The organism is Pseudomonas sp. RC3H12, from assembly GCF_018596375.1.
Taxonomy (GTDB): Bacteria; Pseudomonadota; Gammaproteobacteria; order Pseudomonadales; family Pseudomonadaceae; genus Aquipseudomonas.
In genome coordinates this window covers 4,979,380-4,996,038 of sequence record NZ_CP075595.1, presented here as the reverse complement: position 1 = coordinate 4,996,038, position 16,659 = coordinate 4,979,380, and the positions used below count along the sequence as shown (strand labels likewise).

Sequence of the window (16,659 nt, the reverse complement as noted above, 5' to 3'; positions counted from 1 at the left end):
TAAGCCCTTGCCGCACAGGACGATCCACCCTTGAGACTCCAGCATGCCCTGCCCCTGCTGCTGGTGCTGCTGCTCGGCCTGTCGGGCTGCGCCAGTGTCGGTACACCACGTGAAGTCAGCCAGGCGCTACCGGCGGCCGACTCGGCCTTCGGCCGCTCGGTGCAGCGCCAGGCCGCGCCCTACGAGGGACGCTCGGGCTTTCGCCTGCTGCCCAACAGCAACGAGGCATTCCGCGCCCGCGCGGAGCTGATCCGCAACGCCCAGGCAAGCATCGACCTGCAGTACTACATCGTCCACGATGGTCTCAGCACCCGCGCCCTGGTCCATGAACTGCTGCGCGCCGCCGACCGCGGCGTACGTGTGCGCATCCTGCTCGACGACACCACCAGCGATGGTCTCGACAACCTCATGGGCACCCTCGCCGCCCATCCGAACATTCACATCCGAGTGTTCAACCCGCTGCACCTAGGACGCAGTACCGGGGCGACCCGGGCCGTCGGCCGGCTGTTCAACCTGTCACGCCAGCATCGGCGCATGCACAACAAGCTGTTCCTGGTGGACAACAGCATGGCCATCGTCGGCGGCCGCAACCTGGGCGACGAGTACTTCGACGCCGAACCCAACCTCAACTTCACCGATATCGACCTGCTGGGCGTGGGGCCTGTGGCCGAACAACTCGGACACAGCTTCGACCAGTACTGGAACAGCGCCTTGAGCCTTCCGATCGGCGACTTCCTCTGGCGCCAGCCCGACGCCGACGACCTGTTCAGCAGCCGTCAGCGCCTGGAGGTGTCCCTGGCCGAAGCACGGACCAAGCGCAAGGCCCTGTACGATCGCTTGATGGCCTATCAGTCGCAGCCGCGCCTGGATGTGTGGCGCAACGAGCTGATCTGGGCCCACAGCCAGGCTTTGTGGGACGCGCCGAGCAAAGTCCTGGCAGAGGGCGAACCGGACCCGCAACTGCTGATGACCCAGCAACTGGCACCCGACCTGAACCGCGTGCACAAGGAATTGATCCTGGTGTCCGCCTACTTCGTACCCGGCGAGCCTGGCCTGCTGTACCTGACCAGTCGCGCCGACGCCGGCACCTCGGTCAAGCTCCTGACCAACTCGCTGGAAGCCACCGACGTGCCAGCGGTCCATGGCGGCTATGCGCCTTATCGCCGGGCCTTGCTGGAGCATGGCGTGCAGCTGTACGAGTTGCGCCGCCAGCCCGGCGATCCACGACCACGGCTAGGTTTCCACGGCAGCTCCGATTCGAGCCTGCACAGCAAGGCGATGGTGTTCGACCGACGCAAGACCTTCATCGGCTCGTTCAACTTCGACCCGCGTTCCGTGCTGTGGAACACCGAAGTGGGCGTGATGGTGGACAGCCCTGAGCTGGCCGAGTACACCCGCGAACTGGCGCTACAAGGCATGGCTCCAGCGCTGAGTTATCAGGTGAAGCTGGTGGACGGGAGGATGGTCTGGGCGACCGAGGACAACGGCCAGCGGCACCTGTTGGTGACCGAGCCCGGGGGACTATGGCGACGCTTCAATGCCTGGATCAGCAAGGCGGTCGGGTTGGAGAAGATGTTGTAGAACGCATCGCGGGCAAGCCCGCGATTGCAATCGGTCAGGCAGACGCCGGCTCGAAGGCATCCCGCCGCCGCGTCAGCAGCACCAACCCCGCCGCGCCCACTGCCATCAGCAACGGCAGCGCATGCCCGCTGATCCACTGGCTTCCCGCCCCGGCCAGCAAAGGTCCGAGCAGGCAACCGATACCCCACAGCTGCGCCACATGGGCATTGGCCCGTACCAGTTCGTCATCCCGGTAACGCTCGCCGATCAGCACCAGCGACAAGGTGAACAACCCACCCGCACTGGCACCGAACAGCACCCACAGCGGCCAGATCACCGGTGTGTGCAACAGCAGGGGAATCGCCAGGCTGGACACCATCAAGGTCAGTGCACAACCGCTGAACAACGTGCGCCGCGACATGCGGTCGGCCAAGGCGCCAATCGGCAATTGCAACACCGCATCCCCCACCACCACGGTGCTGACCATGAACAACGCCACCTCCGTGGTGAACCCTTGCTGCAGGCAGTACACCGGCAGCAACGTCAGGATCATCGCCTCGAATGCCGCGAACAGCGCGATGGCCCAGGCGATCACCGGCAGACGCCGACAGAAGCCGAACAGGTCGGCGAAGGTGACGCTGCACGCCTCGGTGGTCGGTGCACCGCCGCGCCCCAGCAGGATCAGCGGCGCGACCAGCAATAACCCGGTCGCGGCCCAGAAACCGAAATCGTCGTCCGAACCCAGAAAACCCAGCACCAGCGGCCCGGCCAACTGGCTCAGCGCATAGCTGCTGCCATACAGCGCCACCAACCGGCCACGCCACTGTTCGACCACCAACTGGTTGATCCAGCTCTCACCAAGGATGAACACCACCGTCAGCGACATACCGATCATCAAACGCAGCACCAGCCACAGGGCATAGCTGGGCAGCACCGCCACCAGACCGATCGACAGCGCCCCACCCCACAGGCACAGGCGCATGGCCATGGGCACGCCGACCCAGCCGGCAAGGCGGCTGGCCAGGCTGGCACCGACCAATACTCCGAGGGCCGGCATCGCCGCCATCACACCGATGGCGAACCCACCGTAGCCCCAGCCCTCCAGGCGCAGGGAGACCAGCGGCATGCTCACGCCGAGCGCAAGCCCGACACTGAGCACCGACGCGAGGACGGCAAAGTAGGTTCCCCAACGCATCACAGCCTCCTTTCAGCGCAAATCGTGTATGACAGAGACGACAAAGCCGGGACGGCGTGAACCGGCCCGGCTGTCTGCGGCTCATCGCGGGGCAAGCCCGCTCCCACGAGTACCGCGATGAGACGTTACTGGATCACAGCTTGATCCAGGTCGCCTTCAGCTCGGTGTACTTCTCCAGCGCGTGCAGCGACTTGTCACGGCCGTTGCCCGACTGCTTGAAGCCACCGAACGGCGCGGTCATGTCGCCACCGTCGTACTGGTTGACCCAGACACTGCCGGCGCGCACGGCGCGAGCAGTCTTGTGCGCCTTGGAGATGTCCGAGGTCCAGATGCCCGCCGCCAGGCCGTATGGCGTGTCGTTGGCGATGGCCACGGCCTCTTCGGCGGTATCGAAGGTGATCACCGACAGTACCGGGCCGAAGATCTCTTCCTTGGCGATCTTCATGGCGTTGGTCACGCCGTCGAAGATGGTCGGCTCGACGTAGGTGCCGCCGCTCTCCTCGAGGGTACGCTTGCCACCGGCCAGCAGCTTGGCGCCATCCTGATGGCCGGCCTCGATGTAGGACAGCACGGTGTTCATCTGCTGGGTGTCGACCAGCGCGCCGACGGTGGTCGCCGGGTCCAGCGGGTTGCCCGGTTTCCAGGCCTTGAGGGCCTCGACCACCATGGGCAGGAACTTGTCCTTGATCGAGCGCTCGACCAACAGGCGGGAACCTGCGGTGCAGACTTCGCCCTGGTTGAAGGCAATGGCGCTGGCGGCAGCCTCGGCGGCGGCCTGCAGGTCAGGGGCGTCGGCGAAGACGATGTTCGGGCTCTTGCCACCGGCTTCCAGCCAGACACGCTTCATGTTGGACTCACCGGCATAGACCATCAGCTGCTTGGCGATCTTGGTCGAGCCGGTGAACACCAGGGTGTCGACGTCCATGTGCAGGGCCAGGGCCTTGCCCACGGTGTGGCCGTAGCCTGGCAGCACGTTCAGCACGCCAGCCGGAATACCGGCCTCGATGGCCAGCTGGGCGATGCGGATCGCGGTCAGCGGCGACTTTTCGGACGGTTTGAGCACGATGGAGTTACCGGTGGCCAAGGCAGGGCCCAGCTTCCAGCATGCCATCAGCAAAGGGAAGTTCCACGGTACGATGGCACCGACCACACCCACTGGCTCGCGGGTCACCAGGCCGAGCTGGTCGTGCGGAGTCGGCGCGACTTCGTCGTAGACTTTGTCGATGGCTTCGGCAGTCCAGTGGATGGCCTGCGCCGCGCCCGGAATGTCGATGGTGGAGGAGTCACCGATCGGCTTGCCCATGTCGAGGGTTTCGAGCAGGGCCAGTTCCTCGACGTTCTTGCGCAGCAAGTCGGCGAAGCGGATCAGCTTGGCCTTGCGCTTGGCCGGGGCCAGGCGCGACCAGGCGCCGGATTCGAACACGGCGCGGGCGTTGTCGACAGCGCGGTTGGCGTCGGCCAGGTCGCAGCTGGCGACCTTGGCCAGGAAGCGTCCGTCCACCGGGCTCAGGCAGTCGAAGGTTTCACCGGATGCGGCATCGGTGTATTCGCCGTTGATGAAGGCGCGACCTTCGATCTTCAGTTGCTGGGCACGCTGTTCCCAGTCCGCACGAGTCAGGGTGGTCATAGGAAACTCCTCTCTTGTTAAGGTGCAACGCCGCACTGAGGACTCACGGGCGCTGTCAGAAATTCTGGCCGGGTGACGACGCACACGGGCACCTGCCACCCTAAACCAGGGCGGGGAAACTATCAATATATTTGACACCAACGGCTCAAATGCCTACTGATGTTCATTTTATTAAACAACAACAGGGTAACCACCATGAGTATCACCAGCATCGTCGACTTTGCCCAGGTTCTGACCGAAGCCGAACGCTACCGCCCGGCGGCGGAGAAAATCCTCAAGGGCGAGCCTGACCAGGCTGTCTACAACCACTACGCCAGCCCGTGCGGGCAATTCGCCGCGGGCGTCTGGGAGGGCGAGGTGGGCCAGTGGACGGTGAACTACACCGAGCACGAGTACTGCGAGATCGTCCAGGGTGTGTCGGTGCTGCGCGACCAAGACGGTGGCGCCAAGACCTTGCGTGCCGGCGATCGCTTTGTGATCCCCGCAGGCTTCAAGGGCACCTGGGAAGTGCTGGAGCCGTGCCGCAAGATCTATGTGATGTTCGAGCAGAAATGAACCGATCGCGGGACCCGGCTTTGTGCAGGCCCCGCGATGACTTTGCTGGAGACATAAAAAAACCCGCCACCTTGCGGTTGCGGGTTTTTTCAGGTTGCCGATCAATTACTTGATCTTGGCTTCCTTGTACACCACGTGCTTGCGGACGACCGGATCGTACTTCTTGATCTCGATCTTGTCCGGAGTGGTGCGCTTGTTCTTGTCGGTGGTGTAGAAGTGGCCGGTACCGGCACTCGAAACCAGACGGATCAATTCACGCATGATGTTCTCCTTTAAACCTTGGCGCCAGCGCGACGGATGTCGACCAGAACGGCATCGATGCCGCGCTTGTCGATGATACGCATGCCTTTGGCGGAAACGCGCAGACGCACGAAGCGCTTCTCGGATTCAACCCAGAAACGGTGGTGCTGCAGGTTCGGCAGGAAACGACGACGGGTTTTGTTGTTTGCGTGGGAAATATTGTTCCCAGTTACCGGACCCTTACCGGTAACTTGACAGACTCTCGACATGCCTCAGCCCTCTAAAACCACATGCCCAACCCGGCATGGGTTGGCCGCTTAATCTCTCAGTCAATGGCGCCAAGGCGCCGTGTTCCCGGGGGTCTTATCGGCCGGGTGCGCTTACGCGACAGACCGAGCCCCTAGAAAAGAGCGCTGCTTTATACCAGAAAGACTCCGCCACAACAACAGAATATGAGAGTTCCGGTCGGGCCGAGCGCGCCTGGGCAGCATAACGACTGGGGCGGCAAGCTGTCGACCGCCCGTCGCCGAATTAATGCGAAAGGGTGTGGTCATTTGCCCATGCCCGCACTAGGGTAGGACATTTCCTCAATTTTCCAGACTGCACCGGCAGATGGGCCACCGACCAGCCAAGGAGTCACCATGCGTGCCGCCGCCCTTTCCCTCCTGTTCACCACCCTGTGCGCTGCGGGCTTTGCCCAGGCCGCAGCGCTGTCGGTGTGCACCGAAGCCAGCCCCGAAGGCTTCGACGTGGTGCAGTACAACTCGCTGACCACCACCAACGCCTCGGCCGACGTGCTGATGAACCGCCTGGTCGAGTTCGACGCCGCCGAGGGCAAGGTGGTGCCGAGCCTGGCGCAAAGCTGGACGGTGTCGCCTGACGGCCTGGTCTACGACTTCAAGCTGCGCCCGGACGTGAAGTTTCACACCACCGCTTACTTCAAGCCGACCCGCGAACTGGACGCCGACGACGTGCTGTTCAGCTTCCAACGCATGCTCTACCCGGCCCACGCCTGGCACAAGACCGCCCCGGGCGGCTACCCGCATGCCCAATCTCTGCAACTGGGCAGCCTGATCAAGGCCATCGACGCACCCGAGCCGCACACCGTGCGCTTCACCCTGACCCACGCCGACGCCACTTTCCTGGCCACCCTGAGCATGGGCTTTGCCTCGATCTACTCCGCCGAGTATGCCGACAAGCTGCTCAAGGCCGGCACCCCCGAGAAACTCAACAACCAGCCAGTGGGCACCGGCCCGTTCGTCTTCCAGCGTTTCCAGAAAGACGCCGTGGTGCGCTACCGCGCCAATCCTGACTATTTCGCCGGCAAGCCGTCGATCGACCCGCTGATCTACGCCATCACCCCGGACGCCAACGTCCGCCTGCAAAAGATCAGGCGCGGCGAATGCCAGGTGGCCCTGTCGCCCAAGCCGCTGGACATCGCCGAGGCCGGCAAGGACGGCAACCTCAAGGTCGCCACCACCCCGGCATTCATGACCGCCTTCGTCGCCATCAACAGCCAGCACCCGCCACTGGACAAACCTGAAGTGCGCCAGGCCATCAACCTGGCCTTCGACAAGCCGGCCTACCTTAAGGCCGTGTTCGAAGATACCGCCACTGCCGCCAACGGTCCCTATCCGCCGAATACCTGGAGCTATGCCAAGGACTTGTCCGGCTACACGCTCGATCACAAGAAAGCCAAGGCACTGCTGGCCAAGGCCGGCCTGGCCAAGGGTTTCGAGACCACTATCTGGACCCGCCCGTCGGGCAGCCTGCTCAACCCCAACCCCAGCCTGGGCGCACAGATGCTGCAGGCCGACCTTGCGAAAATCGGCATCAAGGCCGAGATCCGCACCATCGAGTGGGGCGAGCTGATCCGCCGCGCCAAGGCCGGCGAGCACGACCTGCTGTTCATGGGCTGGGCGGGTGACAACGGCGATCCGGACAACTTCCTCAGCCCGCAGTTTGCCTGCGCCGCGGTCAAGTCCGGGACCAACTTCGCCCGGTTCTGCGACAACCGCCTGGACCAGCTGATCAACGCCGGACGCACCACCAACGACCAGAGCGTGCGCAGCCGGCTGTACCAGCAGGCTCAGACGCTGATTCAGCAGCAGGCGCTGTGGCTGCCGCTGGCGCATCCTACTGCGGCCGCGCTGCTGCGCCAGGACGTACAGGGTTACCAGGTGAGCCCGTTCGGGCGGCAGGATTTCAGCAAGGTCTCAGTCAACCGCTGACGCCCAATCGCGAGGCAAGCCCACAGTCATTGTGAACGCGAGCTTGCCCCGCGCAGCCTAACCGGCCAGCCATCCATGCTCGACCATCGACAACGGCTCGCCATCACCCACGATGACGTGGTCCAGCACCCGCACATCGATCAATGCCAGTGATCGTTTCAAAACAAGCGTCAGGTGCACATCATCCTGACTTGGCTCGCAATTGCCCGACGGATGGTTGTGACAGAGGATCAAGGCCGCAGCGTTGTGCAGCAAAGCCCGTCGCACCACTTCGCGCGGATAGATGCTCGCCCGGTCGATCGTGCCGCGGAACAGGATCTCGAACGCCAGCGGCCTGTGCTTGGTGTCCAGGAACAGACAACCGAACACCTCGCTGGCCTCATGCCGCAGCATCGCCTTCAGGTAACGCCGCACAGCCAGCGGGCTGTCCATGACCGACTCGCGTTCGATGGACGTCGCCAGGTTCCTGCGCCCGATTTCAAGCAAGGCCTGCAACTGGCTGTACCTCACTGGCCCCAGCCCCAGTTCGCCTAGAAACGCCTGTCGATCAGCCTCGAGCACCTGACGCAAGCCGCCGAATTTCAGCAAGAGCCCGCGCGCCAGCTCCAGCACGTTGCGCCCTTTCACGCCGGAGCCGAGAAATACTGCCAGCAGTTCTGCATCGGAAAGGCTGCCAGACCCGCGCTGCAACAACTTCTCCCTCGGCCGTTCTTCAGCCGGCCACTCCCTGATGTTCATTTCCCCTCCTCGCCTGCCACTACGGCCCCTTTGGGCGCTGTGTTAATCTAGTTCGCTTCGAAAATGCGACGATCTGCCGCAGGCAGCTGTCGTCGCCACCCGCTTTCACTGGAATAAGGCAAGGCCTATGCAGCGGTTGTATCGCAAGCGCATCGTTCTCGGCGTGGGTGGCGGCATCGCCGCCTACAAGAGCGCCGAGCTGATTCGCCGACTCCTGGAACACGGCGCGCAGGTGCGCGTGGTCATGACCCGTGGTGGCGCCGAGTTCATCACCCCGCTCACGCTGCAGGCGCTGTCCGGCCACCCGGTCCATCTGGACCTGCTCGACCCCGCGGCCGAAGCGGCCATGGGCCATATCGAGCTGGCCAAATGGGCCGACCTGGTGCTGATCGCCCCGGCCACTGCCGACCTGATGGCGCGCATGGCCCAGGGCATGGCCGACGACCTGCTGACCACCCTGGTACTGGCTACCGACGCCACCGTCGCCGTCGCCCCGGCGATGAACCAGGCCATGTGGCGCGACCCGGCGACCCAGGCCAACCTCGAGCTGCTGAAAAGCCGCAGCATCCAGGTATTCGGCCCGGCCTCCGGCAGCCAGGCCTGTGGCGACGTGGGCCTGGGCCGCATGCTCGAAGCCACCGACCTGGCCTGGTGCGCCGCCGAAAGCTTCAAGCGCCAGGCCCTGACCGGCAAGCACGTGCTGATCACCGCCGGCCCTACGCAAGAGAACATCGACCCGGTGCGTTACATCACCAACCATAGTTCAGGGAAGATGGGCTTCGCCCTGGCCGAGGCTGCCGCCGAAGCCGGGGCCCGGGTGACCCTCGTCACCGGACCTGTGCACCTGCAGACCCCCGACCGGGTCAGCCGTATCGACGTGGTGAGCGCGCGGGACATGCTCGCGGCCTGCGAAGCAGCCATGCCTTGCGACCTGTTCATCGCCTCGGCTGCGGTCGCGGACTACCGCCCTGAGGTCGTCGCCTCACAGAAGCTTAAGAAAGATCCCACTACCGGCGACGGCATGCTGCTGCAGATGGTGCGCAATCCCGATATCCTTGCGACCATTGCCGGCCGCGCCGATCGCCCGTTCAGCGTCGGTTTCGCCGCCGAGACCGAGCACCTGCTCGACTACGCCACGCGCAAGCTCAAGGACAAGAACCTCGACCTGATCGTCGCCAATGATGTGGCCAACCCCAGCATCGGCTTCAACAGCGAGGAAAACGCCCTGACCGTGATAGACCGGCAGCAGCATCAAACCCTCTTCGCGCAGACCAGCAAAGGCAAGATTGCCCGTCAGCTGGTCGCCTTCATCGCCGAACGGCTCAACCAGGTTCAATAAGTTACATGCACGCTCTTCAAGCCAAGATCCTCGACCCTCGCCTGGGCACCGAATTCCCCCTGCCGCAGTACGCCACTCCAGGCTCGGCAGGCCTCGACCTGCGCGCCCTGCTCAAAGAAGACACCGTCCTCGAGCCAGGCCAGACCCTGCTGATCCCCACCGGCCTGTCGGTGTACATCGGCGACCCGGGCCTGGCGGCCATGATCCTGCCGCGCTCGGGCCTGGGCCATAAGCATGGCATCGTACTGGGCAACCTGGTCGGCCTGATCGACTCCGACTACCAGGGCGAGCTGATGGTGTCCTGCTGGAACCGCGGCAGCACGCCGTTCACCATCACCGTCGGCGAGCGCATCGCGCAGCTGATCCTGGTGCCGGTGGTGCAGGCGCACTTCGATATCGTCGAGCAGTTCGACGAAACCCAGCGTGGCGCCGGCGGCTTCGGCCATTCGGGCACCCGCTGAGCCGACGACAGACCGTTCGGGCCATGGATGGCGAACTCTGCGGCGAAACCACCGTCCAAGCGTTCAGTTTGTGCCTGCCCAGAAGCCTTTGAATACTTGGAGTCCCCAGAGATGAACGACATGGCCCAGCTGGTCCCCGCACTGCCCGACAGTATCTTCCGCGCCTATGACATCCGTGGCGTGGTCGGCAAGACCCTGCATGCCGAGACCGCTTACTGGATCGGCCGCGCCATTGGCGCCCAGACCCTCGCCCAGGGCGAACCGCAGATCTCGGTCGGCCGCGACGGTCGCCTGTCCGGCCCGATGCTGGTCGAGCAATTGATCAAGGGCCTGGTCGAGGCCGGTTGCCAGGTCAGCGACGTCGGCCTGGTGCCGACCCCGGCGCTGTACTACGCCGCCAATGTGCTGGCCGGCAAGTCGGGCGTGATGCTCACCGGCAGCCACAACCCGTCGGACTACAACGGTTTCAAGATCGTCATCGCCGGCGACACCCTGGCCAATGAACAGATCCAGGCCCTGCTGACCCGCCTGAAGACCAATGACCTGACCCGTGGCGATGGCCGCGTGGAAAAGGTCGAGATCCTTGAGCGCTACTTCCAGCAGATCGTCGCCGATGTGAAACTGGCCAAGCGTCTGAAGGTGGTTGTCGACTGCGGCAACGGCGCGGCCGGCGTGGTCGCTCCGCAACTGATCGAAGCGTTGAACTGTGAGGTGATCCCACTGTTCTGCGAAGTCGACGGCAACTTCCCCAACCACCACCCGGATCCGGGCAAGCCCGAGAACTTGGAAGACCTGATCGCCAAGGTGAAAGAGACCGGCGCCGATATCGGCCTGGCCTTCGACGGCGACGGTGACCGCGTCGGTGTGGTGACCAACACCGGCAGCATCGTCTATCCCGACCGCCTGCTGATGCTGTTCGCCCAGGACGTGCTGTCGCGCAACCCGGGCGCCGAGATCATCTTCGACGTCAAATGCACGCGCCGCCTGACCCCGCTGATCGAGCAGCATGGTGGCCGCGCGCTGATGTGGAAGACCGGCCACTCGCTGATCAAGAAGAAGATGAAACAGACCGGCTCGCTGCTGGCCGGCGAGATGAGCGGGCACATCTTCATCAAGGAGCGCTGGTACGGTTTCGACGACGGCATCTACAGCGCCGCGCGCCTGCTGGAGATCCTTAGCAAGGCCGGGCAGGACGCCGAAAGCCTGTTCGCCGCGTTCCCCAATGATATTTCCACGCCGGAAATCAACATTGATGTGACCGACGAGGGTAAATTCAGCATCATTGATGCACTGCAACGCGACGCCGACTGGGGCGAAGCCAGCCTGACCACCATCGACGGTGTGCGGGTCGACTACCCCAATGGCTGGGGCCTGGTTCGCGCCTCCAACACCACGCCGGTGCTGGTGCTGCGCTTCGAGGCCGACAGCGCCGCAGAACTCGACCGAATCAAGGCTGTATTCCGCACGCAGCTGCTGCGGGTCCAACCAGGCCTGCAACTGCCGTTCTGACGACTATCCGTTCCTTACCTGGAGCCCTGCATGACCCTCGATCGCGATGCCGCTTCCCATGTAGCCGAGGTTTTGTCCGAAGCACTGCCTTACATCCGCCGCTTCGTCGGCAAGACCCTGGTGATCAAGTACGGCGGCAACGCGATGGAGAGCGAGGAGCTCAAGACCGGCTTCGCCCGTGACATCGTGCTGATGAAGGCCGTGGGCATCAACCCGGTGGTGGTGCACGGTGGCGGCCCGCAGATCGGCGACCTGCTCAAGCGCCTGTCGATCGACAGCCACTTCATCGATGGCATGCGCGTGACCGACGCGGCGACCATGGACGTGGTGGAGATGGTCCTGGGCGGCCAGGTGAACAAGGACATCGTCAACCTGATCAACCGCCACGGCGGCAGCGCCATCGGCCTGACCGGCAAGGATGCTGAGCTGATCCGCGCCAAGAAGCTCACCGTCACCCGCCAGACGCCGGAGATGACCACCCCGGAAATCATCGACATCGGCCATGTCGGCGAGGTCGTCAGCGTCAACACCGAATTGCTGAACATGCTGGTCAAGGGTGACTTCATCCCGGTGATCGCGCCGATCGGCGTGGGCGCCAACGGCGAGTCGTACAACATCAATGCCGACCTCGTGGCCGGCAAGGTGGCCGAGGCGTTGAAGGCCGAGAAGCTGATGCTGCTGACCAACATCGCCGGCCTGATGGACAAGCAGGGCGAGGTCCTCACGGGGCTGAGCACCGAGCAGGTCAACGAACTGATCGCCGATGGCACCATCTACGGCGGCATGCTGCCGAAGATCAAGTGCGCACTGGATGCCGTCCAGGGTGGCGTGAACAGCTCGCACATCATCGACGGTCGCGTGCCGAATGCCGTGCTGCTGGAGATCTTCACCGACAGCGGCGTGGGCACGCTGATCAGCAACCGCAAACCACGCTGATCCAGCTGTAATCCTATCGCGGGGCAGGCCCGCTCCCGGCTGGGAGCAGGCCTGCCCCGTGATGCATCCATCCCCGCCCACTCAAAAAGATGGCTTATAGCCATCACCCTTGATGTTTGACTATCAAGAATCCCGGTAGACTGCCGAAACAACGTGACAGCATGCTTGCTCGTTACGAATAGTTTCTATTTACCTGGAGAACACGCGTGAAATACGCATCACAAGGACTCGTGCTGGCAGCCGCCCTGGCTGTCGGGTCCATCGCCGGCTGTGCCACCGAAACCTCCACCGCTGTTGCCGTGCAACAGGTCGAAAGCGTCAGTCGTCCCTACAGCGGCGTGCGCACGCCGATCGCCGTGGGCAAGTTCGACAACCGCTCCAGCTACATGCGCGGCATCTTCTCCGACGGCGTCGACCGCCTCGGCGGCCAGGCCAAGACCATCCTGATCACCCACCTGCAGCAGACCAACCGTTTCAACGTGCTGGACCGCGACAACATGGGCGAGATCCAGCAGGAAGCGGCCATCAAGGGCCAGGCCCAGCGCCTGAAGGGCGCCGACTTCGTGGTGACCGGCGACGTCACCGAGTTCGGCCGCAAGGAAGTCGGCGATCACCAGCTGTTCGGCATCCTCGGCCGCGGCAAGACCCAGATCGCCTACGCCAAGGTCGCCCTGAACATCGTCAACATCAGCACATCCGAAGTGGTCTATTCGAGCCAAGGCGCCGGTGAATACGCCCTGTCCAACCGTGAAGTCATCGGCTTCGGCGGCACCGCCAGCTACGACTCGACCCTCAACGGCAAAGTGCTCGACCTGGCCATGCGCGAAGCTGTCAACAAGCTGGTGGGCGCAGTCGAAAGCGGCCAGTGGAAACCAAAGGCGCAATAACAAGCACAACACGACAAGGAAGACCGTTCGATGAGCATCACCTACCCGGCCTGGCGCACTGTCGCCGGGCTGCTGCTGGGCAGCGTCCTGCTGGCCGGCTGCAATTCGCCCAAGACCTTGTACCAGTGGGAAAGCTACCAGCCCCAGGTATACGGCTACCTCAAGGGTGACGCCAAGGAAGAACAGGTCACCGCCCTGGAGCGCGACCTGGAGAAGATCAAGGCCAAGAACGGCGCAGTGCCGCCGGGCTACCACGCGCAGCTGGGCCTGCTGTACTCCAGCCTGGGCAAGGATGACCAGATGATCCAGCAGTTCCGTACCGAAAAAGCGCTGTTCCCTGAGTCGGCGGCCTACATGGACTTCCTGATGAGCAACGCCAGCAAGGGAGCCCAGCAATGATCAAGCGCCTGACCCAACTGATCGTCGGCGCCTGCGTGCTGGCCCTGTTCGCCGGCTGCGCCGAGCGCAAGAGCATCGACTATTCGGCCTACAAGCAGAGCCGACCGAAGTCGATCCTGATCCTGCCGCCGCTGAACGAGTCACCCGACGTCAAGGCCACCTACAGCATGCTGTCCCAGGTCACCTATCCGCTGGCCGAGGCCGGCTACTACGTGATGCCGGTAGCGCTGGTGGACGAGACGTTCCGCCAGAACGGCCTGACCACGCCGGCCGATATCCACCAGTTGCCCACAGCCAAGCTGAACGAGATCTTCGGCGCCGACGCCGGCCTGTACGTGACCGTCAGCGACTACGGCACCCGCTACATGGTGCTGAGCAGCGCGACCATCGTCACCGCCAGCGCCAAACTGGTCGACCTGAAGACCGGTGCCACCTTGTGGACCGGCAGTGCCACGGCCTCCAGCGAGGAAGGCAAGCAGAACCAGGGTGGCCTGATCGGCATGCTGGTGGCGGCGGCCATCAACCAGATCATCAGCAGCGTGCAGGATGATGCCGGCTACCCGATCGCCGGGATGACCAGCGCACGCCTGCTGACGCCCTACCCGAATGGCGGGATCCTCTACGGGCCACGTTCGCCGAAGTACGGCACAGACTGACACGACGCGCAGGCGGCCCAAGGGCCGCCTTTCTGTTCCAGTTCGGAAAAATCCTACCGCCAGCACGGACAGGCACTACAACACGCATCTCTGCCAGCCGACTAGCATTCCAACTCCATCCCATCGGAGATACAGCGATGCAGAAAGAACTGGTCAAATATGGCAGCGATGTTTCCGCAGGCAGCTACGAATGCGCCGACTGCGGACGCAAGTACTCCAACCAGGGCAAGACCTCGATGCCTCCCTGCCCTGACTTCACCCCCGGCACCCACCCCAAGCGTGGCTGGAAGATCCTCACCGGCGTCGGTGACGCCGTGCAGGACCCTTACCCGAATCGCCGCTGAACCGCAGGCACGAAAAAGGCGACCCGAAGGTCGCCTTTTTCGTGCCTGCGGGCCGGTCAGATACCGTACTGCGCGCGGTAGGCCTCGACCGCCGGCAGGTGCTGCTTGAGCTGCGGATCGTCGGCCAGGAACTCCAGCACCTGGGTCAGCGAGACGATGCTGACCACCGGGATACCGAAGTCGCGTTCGACTTCCTGGATCGCCGACAGCGCGCCATTGCCGCGCTCTTCGCGGTTCAGTGCGATCAGCACACCGGCGGCCTTGGCCTGCTGGGCGTTGATGATCTGCATGACCTCGCGGATCGCGGTGCCGGCGGTGATCACGTCGTCGATGATCAGCACGTCACCGGCCAGCGGGGCGCCGACCAGGCTGCCGCCCTCGCCGTGGTCCTTGGCCTCTTTGCGGTTGAAGCACCACGGCACGTCGAGCTGGTGCTGCTCGGCCAGGGCCACGGCAGTGGCCGCCGCCAGGGGAATGCCCTTGTAGGCCGGGCCGAACAGCACGTCGAAGGGGATCTTGCTGTCGACGATGGCCGCCGCGTAGCAACGCCCCAGCTGCGCCAGGGCGGACCCGGTATTGAACAGGCCGGCATTGAAGAAGTACGGGCTGGTACGCCCCGATTTCAGGGTGAACTCACCGAAGCGCAGAACGCCGCGATCGATGGCAAAACGGATGAAGTCGCGCTGATACGGCTGCATGAAAGGTCCCGGACACCACGGATTTAGCTAAATGTGTTGAGCTCGGGTATCATACACGCACGAGATTTTTGGGGCCATTTATGCGGATCATCAGTGTGAACGTAAATGGCATTCAGGCTGCGGCCGAGCGTGGATTGCTCAGCTGGTTGCAAGCCCAGAATGCCGACGTCATCTGCCTTCAGGATACCCGCGCCTCGGCCTTTGAACTCGACGACCCAGCTTTCCAGCTCGATGGCTATTTCCTTTACGCCTGCGACGCGGAGGTGCCCACCCAAGGTGGCGTGGCACTTTACTCGCGCATGCAGCCCAAGGCAGTCATCACCGGCCTGGGCTTCGAGACAGCCGACCGCTACGGGCGTTATCTGCAAGCAGATTTCGACAAAGTCAGTATTGCCAGCCTGCTGCTGCCTTCGGGCATGAACGGGGACGAAGACTTGAACCAGAAGTTCAAGTTGATGGACGACTTCGCCAAGTACCTGGACAAGCAACGCCGCAAGCGTCGCGAGTACATCTACTGCGGCTCGTTCTACGTGGCGCAGCAGAAGCTCGACATCAAGAACTGGCGTGACAGCCAGCAGTCGCCGGGCTTCCTGCCGCCCGAACGCGCCTGGATGGACGCCATCGTCGGCGACATGGGTTATGTCGATGCCCTGCGCGAAGTCAGCCGTGAAGGCGACCAGTACAGCTGGTGGCCGGACAACGAGCAGGCCGAGATGCTCAACCTGGGTTACCGATTCGACTACCAGATCCTCACCCCAGGCCTGCGCCGCTTCGTGCGCAACGCTCGCCTGCCGCGCCAGCCGCGCTTCTCCCAGCACGCGCCGCTGATCGTGGACTATGACTGGACGCTGACCATCTGAGGATGGCACGCACAAAAAAGCCGACCATCAGGTCGGCTTTTTTGTGTCTATCTGATCGGCCGCCAGATGAAGGGATAGCGATACGGCTGCCCTTCATTGGCCTTGACCGCTGCCAGGATGATCAGGATCAGCACCGTCACCATCAGCACGGCGAACAGCAGGATGCCGATGAACACGAACATCAGCAGGAAGCAGACGAAGCCGGCGATGGTCACGCTGATTTGAAAGTTCAACGTCTCCTTGCCCTGGGCATCGATGAACGGATCCTGCTCGCGCTTGAGGTGCCACAGCACCAGCGGGCCCAGCAAATGCCCAAGGGGCAGCACCAGCCCCAGGAGCGCCGAGAGGTGGCAGAACATCGCCCATTGCCGGACATCGGCGCTGGGCGGGGTGATCGGTAGATCCAAATCGTTCATGTCCCGCA

Annotated in this window: 18 protein-coding genes and 1 pseudogene; 12 read left to right on the top strand and 7 right to left on the bottom strand. The window is 63.5% G+C overall.

The features are described from left to right. The first annotated feature begins 30 nt into the window (after nt 1-30). A complete protein-coding gene (locus tag KHO27_RS22880; protein ID WP_214500811.1) occupies nt 31-1,581 on the top strand; it encodes a phospholipase D family protein in 1,551 nt (516 codons plus the stop codon). Nucleotides 1,582-1,615: 34 nt separating this feature from the next. Here the strand turns inward: KHO27_RS22880 and KHO27_RS22875 are convergent, their stop codons facing one another. After that, the gene (locus KHO27_RS22875; RefSeq protein ID WP_102684797.1) at nt 1,616-2,755 is read right to left on the bottom strand and encodes an MFS transporter; all 1,140 of its coding nucleotides are present in this window, start codon (nt 2,753-2,755) and stop codon (nt 1,616-1,618) included. A gap of 133 nt (nt 2,756-2,888) precedes the next feature. Beyond that, nucleotides 2,889-4,382 carry an aldehyde dehydrogenase gene (locus KHO27_RS22870; protein ID WP_110696765.1) on the bottom strand — a complete coding sequence of 498 codons (1,494 nt, stop codon included), beginning with the start codon at nt 4,380-4,382 and terminating at the stop codon, nt 2,889-2,891. A gap of 195 nt (nt 4,383-4,577) precedes the next feature. Here KHO27_RS22870 and KHO27_RS22865 point away from each other — a divergent pair, with 195 nt between their 5' ends. After that, nucleotides 4,578-4,937, top strand: coding sequence for a cupin domain-containing protein (locus KHO27_RS22865; RefSeq protein WP_046857580.1), 360 nt, complete (start codon nt 4,578-4,580; stop codon nt 4,935-4,937). Nucleotides 4,938-5,042: 105 nt separating this feature from the next. Here the strand turns inward: KHO27_RS22865 and rpmG are convergent, their stop codons facing one another. Beyond that, nucleotides 5,043-5,198, bottom strand: a complete 156-nt coding sequence (gene rpmG, locus KHO27_RS22860) for a 50S ribosomal protein L33 (protein ID WP_003253507.1) — start codon at nt 5,196-5,198, stop codon at nt 5,043-5,045. A gap of 11 nt (nt 5,199-5,209) precedes the next feature. After that, a complete protein-coding gene (gene rpmB / locus KHO27_RS22855; RefSeq protein WP_023629974.1) occupies nt 5,210-5,446 on the bottom strand; it encodes a 50S ribosomal protein L28 in 237 nt (78 codons plus the stop codon). 372 nt (nt 5,447-5,818) lie between these two features. On the opposite strand from rpmB, the gene KHO27_RS22850 reads away from it, so the two are divergent. Beyond that, nucleotides 5,819-7,408, top strand: a complete 1,590-nt coding sequence (locus KHO27_RS22850) for an ABC transporter substrate-binding protein (protein ID WP_102684799.1) — start codon at nt 5,819-5,821, stop codon at nt 7,406-7,408. Nucleotides 7,409-7,465: 57 nt separating this feature from the next. On the opposite strand, the gene radC is transcribed toward KHO27_RS22850, so the two are convergent. After that, nucleotides 7,466-8,146 carry a RadC family protein gene (radC, locus tag KHO27_RS22845; protein ID WP_102684800.1) on the bottom strand — a complete coding sequence of 227 codons (681 nt, stop codon included), beginning with the start codon at nt 8,144-8,146 and terminating at the stop codon, nt 7,466-7,468. Between the two features lie 127 nt (nt 8,147-8,273). On the opposite strand from radC, the gene coaBC reads away from it, so the two are divergent. From coaBC to KHO27_RS22805, 8 genes and pseudogenes are all read left to right on the top strand, one after another. Continuing rightward, a complete protein-coding gene (gene coaBC, locus KHO27_RS22840; protein WP_110696767.1) occupies nt 8,274-9,485 on the top strand; it encodes a bifunctional phosphopantothenoylcysteine decarboxylase/phosphopantothenate--cysteine ligase CoaBC in 1,212 nt (403 codons plus the stop codon). 5 nt (nt 9,486-9,490) lie between these two features. After that, on the top strand, nt 9,491-9,946 hold the full coding sequence (gene dut, locus KHO27_RS22835; protein ID WP_102684802.1) for a dUTP diphosphatase: 456 nt from the start codon (nt 9,491-9,493) through the stop codon (nt 9,944-9,946). A 135-nt stretch (nt 9,947-10,081) separates the two neighbouring features. Then, a pseudogene (locus KHO27_RS22830) lies at nt 10,082-11,455 on the top strand (phosphomannomutase/phosphoglucomutase); the annotation flags it as partial. 30 nt (nt 11,456-11,485) lie between these two features. Next, nucleotides 11,486-12,391, top strand: a complete 906-nt coding sequence (gene argB / locus KHO27_RS22825; RefSeq protein WP_214500810.1) for an acetylglutamate kinase — start codon at nt 11,486-11,488, stop codon at nt 12,389-12,391. Between the two features lie 206 nt (nt 12,392-12,597). Beyond that, nucleotides 12,598-13,278 (top strand): CsgG/HfaB family protein, encoded by a 681-nt coding sequence (locus tag KHO27_RS22820; protein ID WP_214500809.1) that lies wholly within the window; start codon nt 12,598-12,600, stop codon nt 13,276-13,278. 30 nt (nt 13,279-13,308) lie between these two features. Next, nucleotides 13,309-13,677 carry a DUF4810 domain-containing protein gene (locus KHO27_RS22815; RefSeq protein WP_102684805.1) on the top strand — a complete coding sequence of 123 codons (369 nt, stop codon included), beginning with the start codon at nt 13,309-13,311 and terminating at the stop codon, nt 13,675-13,677. Then, nucleotides 13,674-14,333: a DUF799 domain-containing protein gene (locus KHO27_RS22810; protein ID WP_028689941.1), complete on the top strand. Its 660-nt coding sequence runs from the start codon at nt 13,674-13,676 to the stop codon at nt 14,331-14,333. Before KHO27_RS22815 ends, KHO27_RS22810 begins: the two co-directional genes overlap by 4 nt. Nucleotides 14,334-14,470: 137 nt before the next feature. Continuing rightward, complete coding sequence (locus KHO27_RS22805) at nt 14,471-14,677, top strand: hypothetical protein (protein ID WP_110696773.1); 207 nt, start codon at nt 14,471-14,473, stop codon at nt 14,675-14,677. A gap of 56 nt (nt 14,678-14,733) precedes the next feature. Here KHO27_RS22805 and pyrE read toward each other — a convergent pair whose 3' ends face one another. Continuing rightward, nucleotides 14,734-15,375 (bottom strand): orotate phosphoribosyltransferase, encoded by a 642-nt coding sequence (gene pyrE / locus KHO27_RS22800; RefSeq protein ID WP_102684575.1) that lies wholly within the window; start codon nt 15,373-15,375, stop codon nt 14,734-14,736. Between the two features lie 80 nt (nt 15,376-15,455). On the opposite strand from pyrE, the gene crc reads away from it, so the two are divergent. After that, the gene (gene crc, locus KHO27_RS22795) at nt 15,456-16,235 is read left to right on the top strand and encodes a catabolite repression control protein Crc (RefSeq protein WP_023629898.1); all 780 of its coding nucleotides are present in this window, start codon (nt 15,456-15,458) and stop codon (nt 16,233-16,235) included. Between the two features lie 47 nt (nt 16,236-16,282). Here crc and KHO27_RS22790 read toward each other — a convergent pair whose 3' ends face one another. Beyond that, entirely contained in the window at nt 16,283-16,651 is a 369-nt protein-coding gene (locus tag KHO27_RS22790; RefSeq protein ID WP_214500808.1) for a DUF4870 domain-containing protein, read from the bottom strand. Nucleotides 16,652-16,659: the final 8 nt, after the last annotated feature.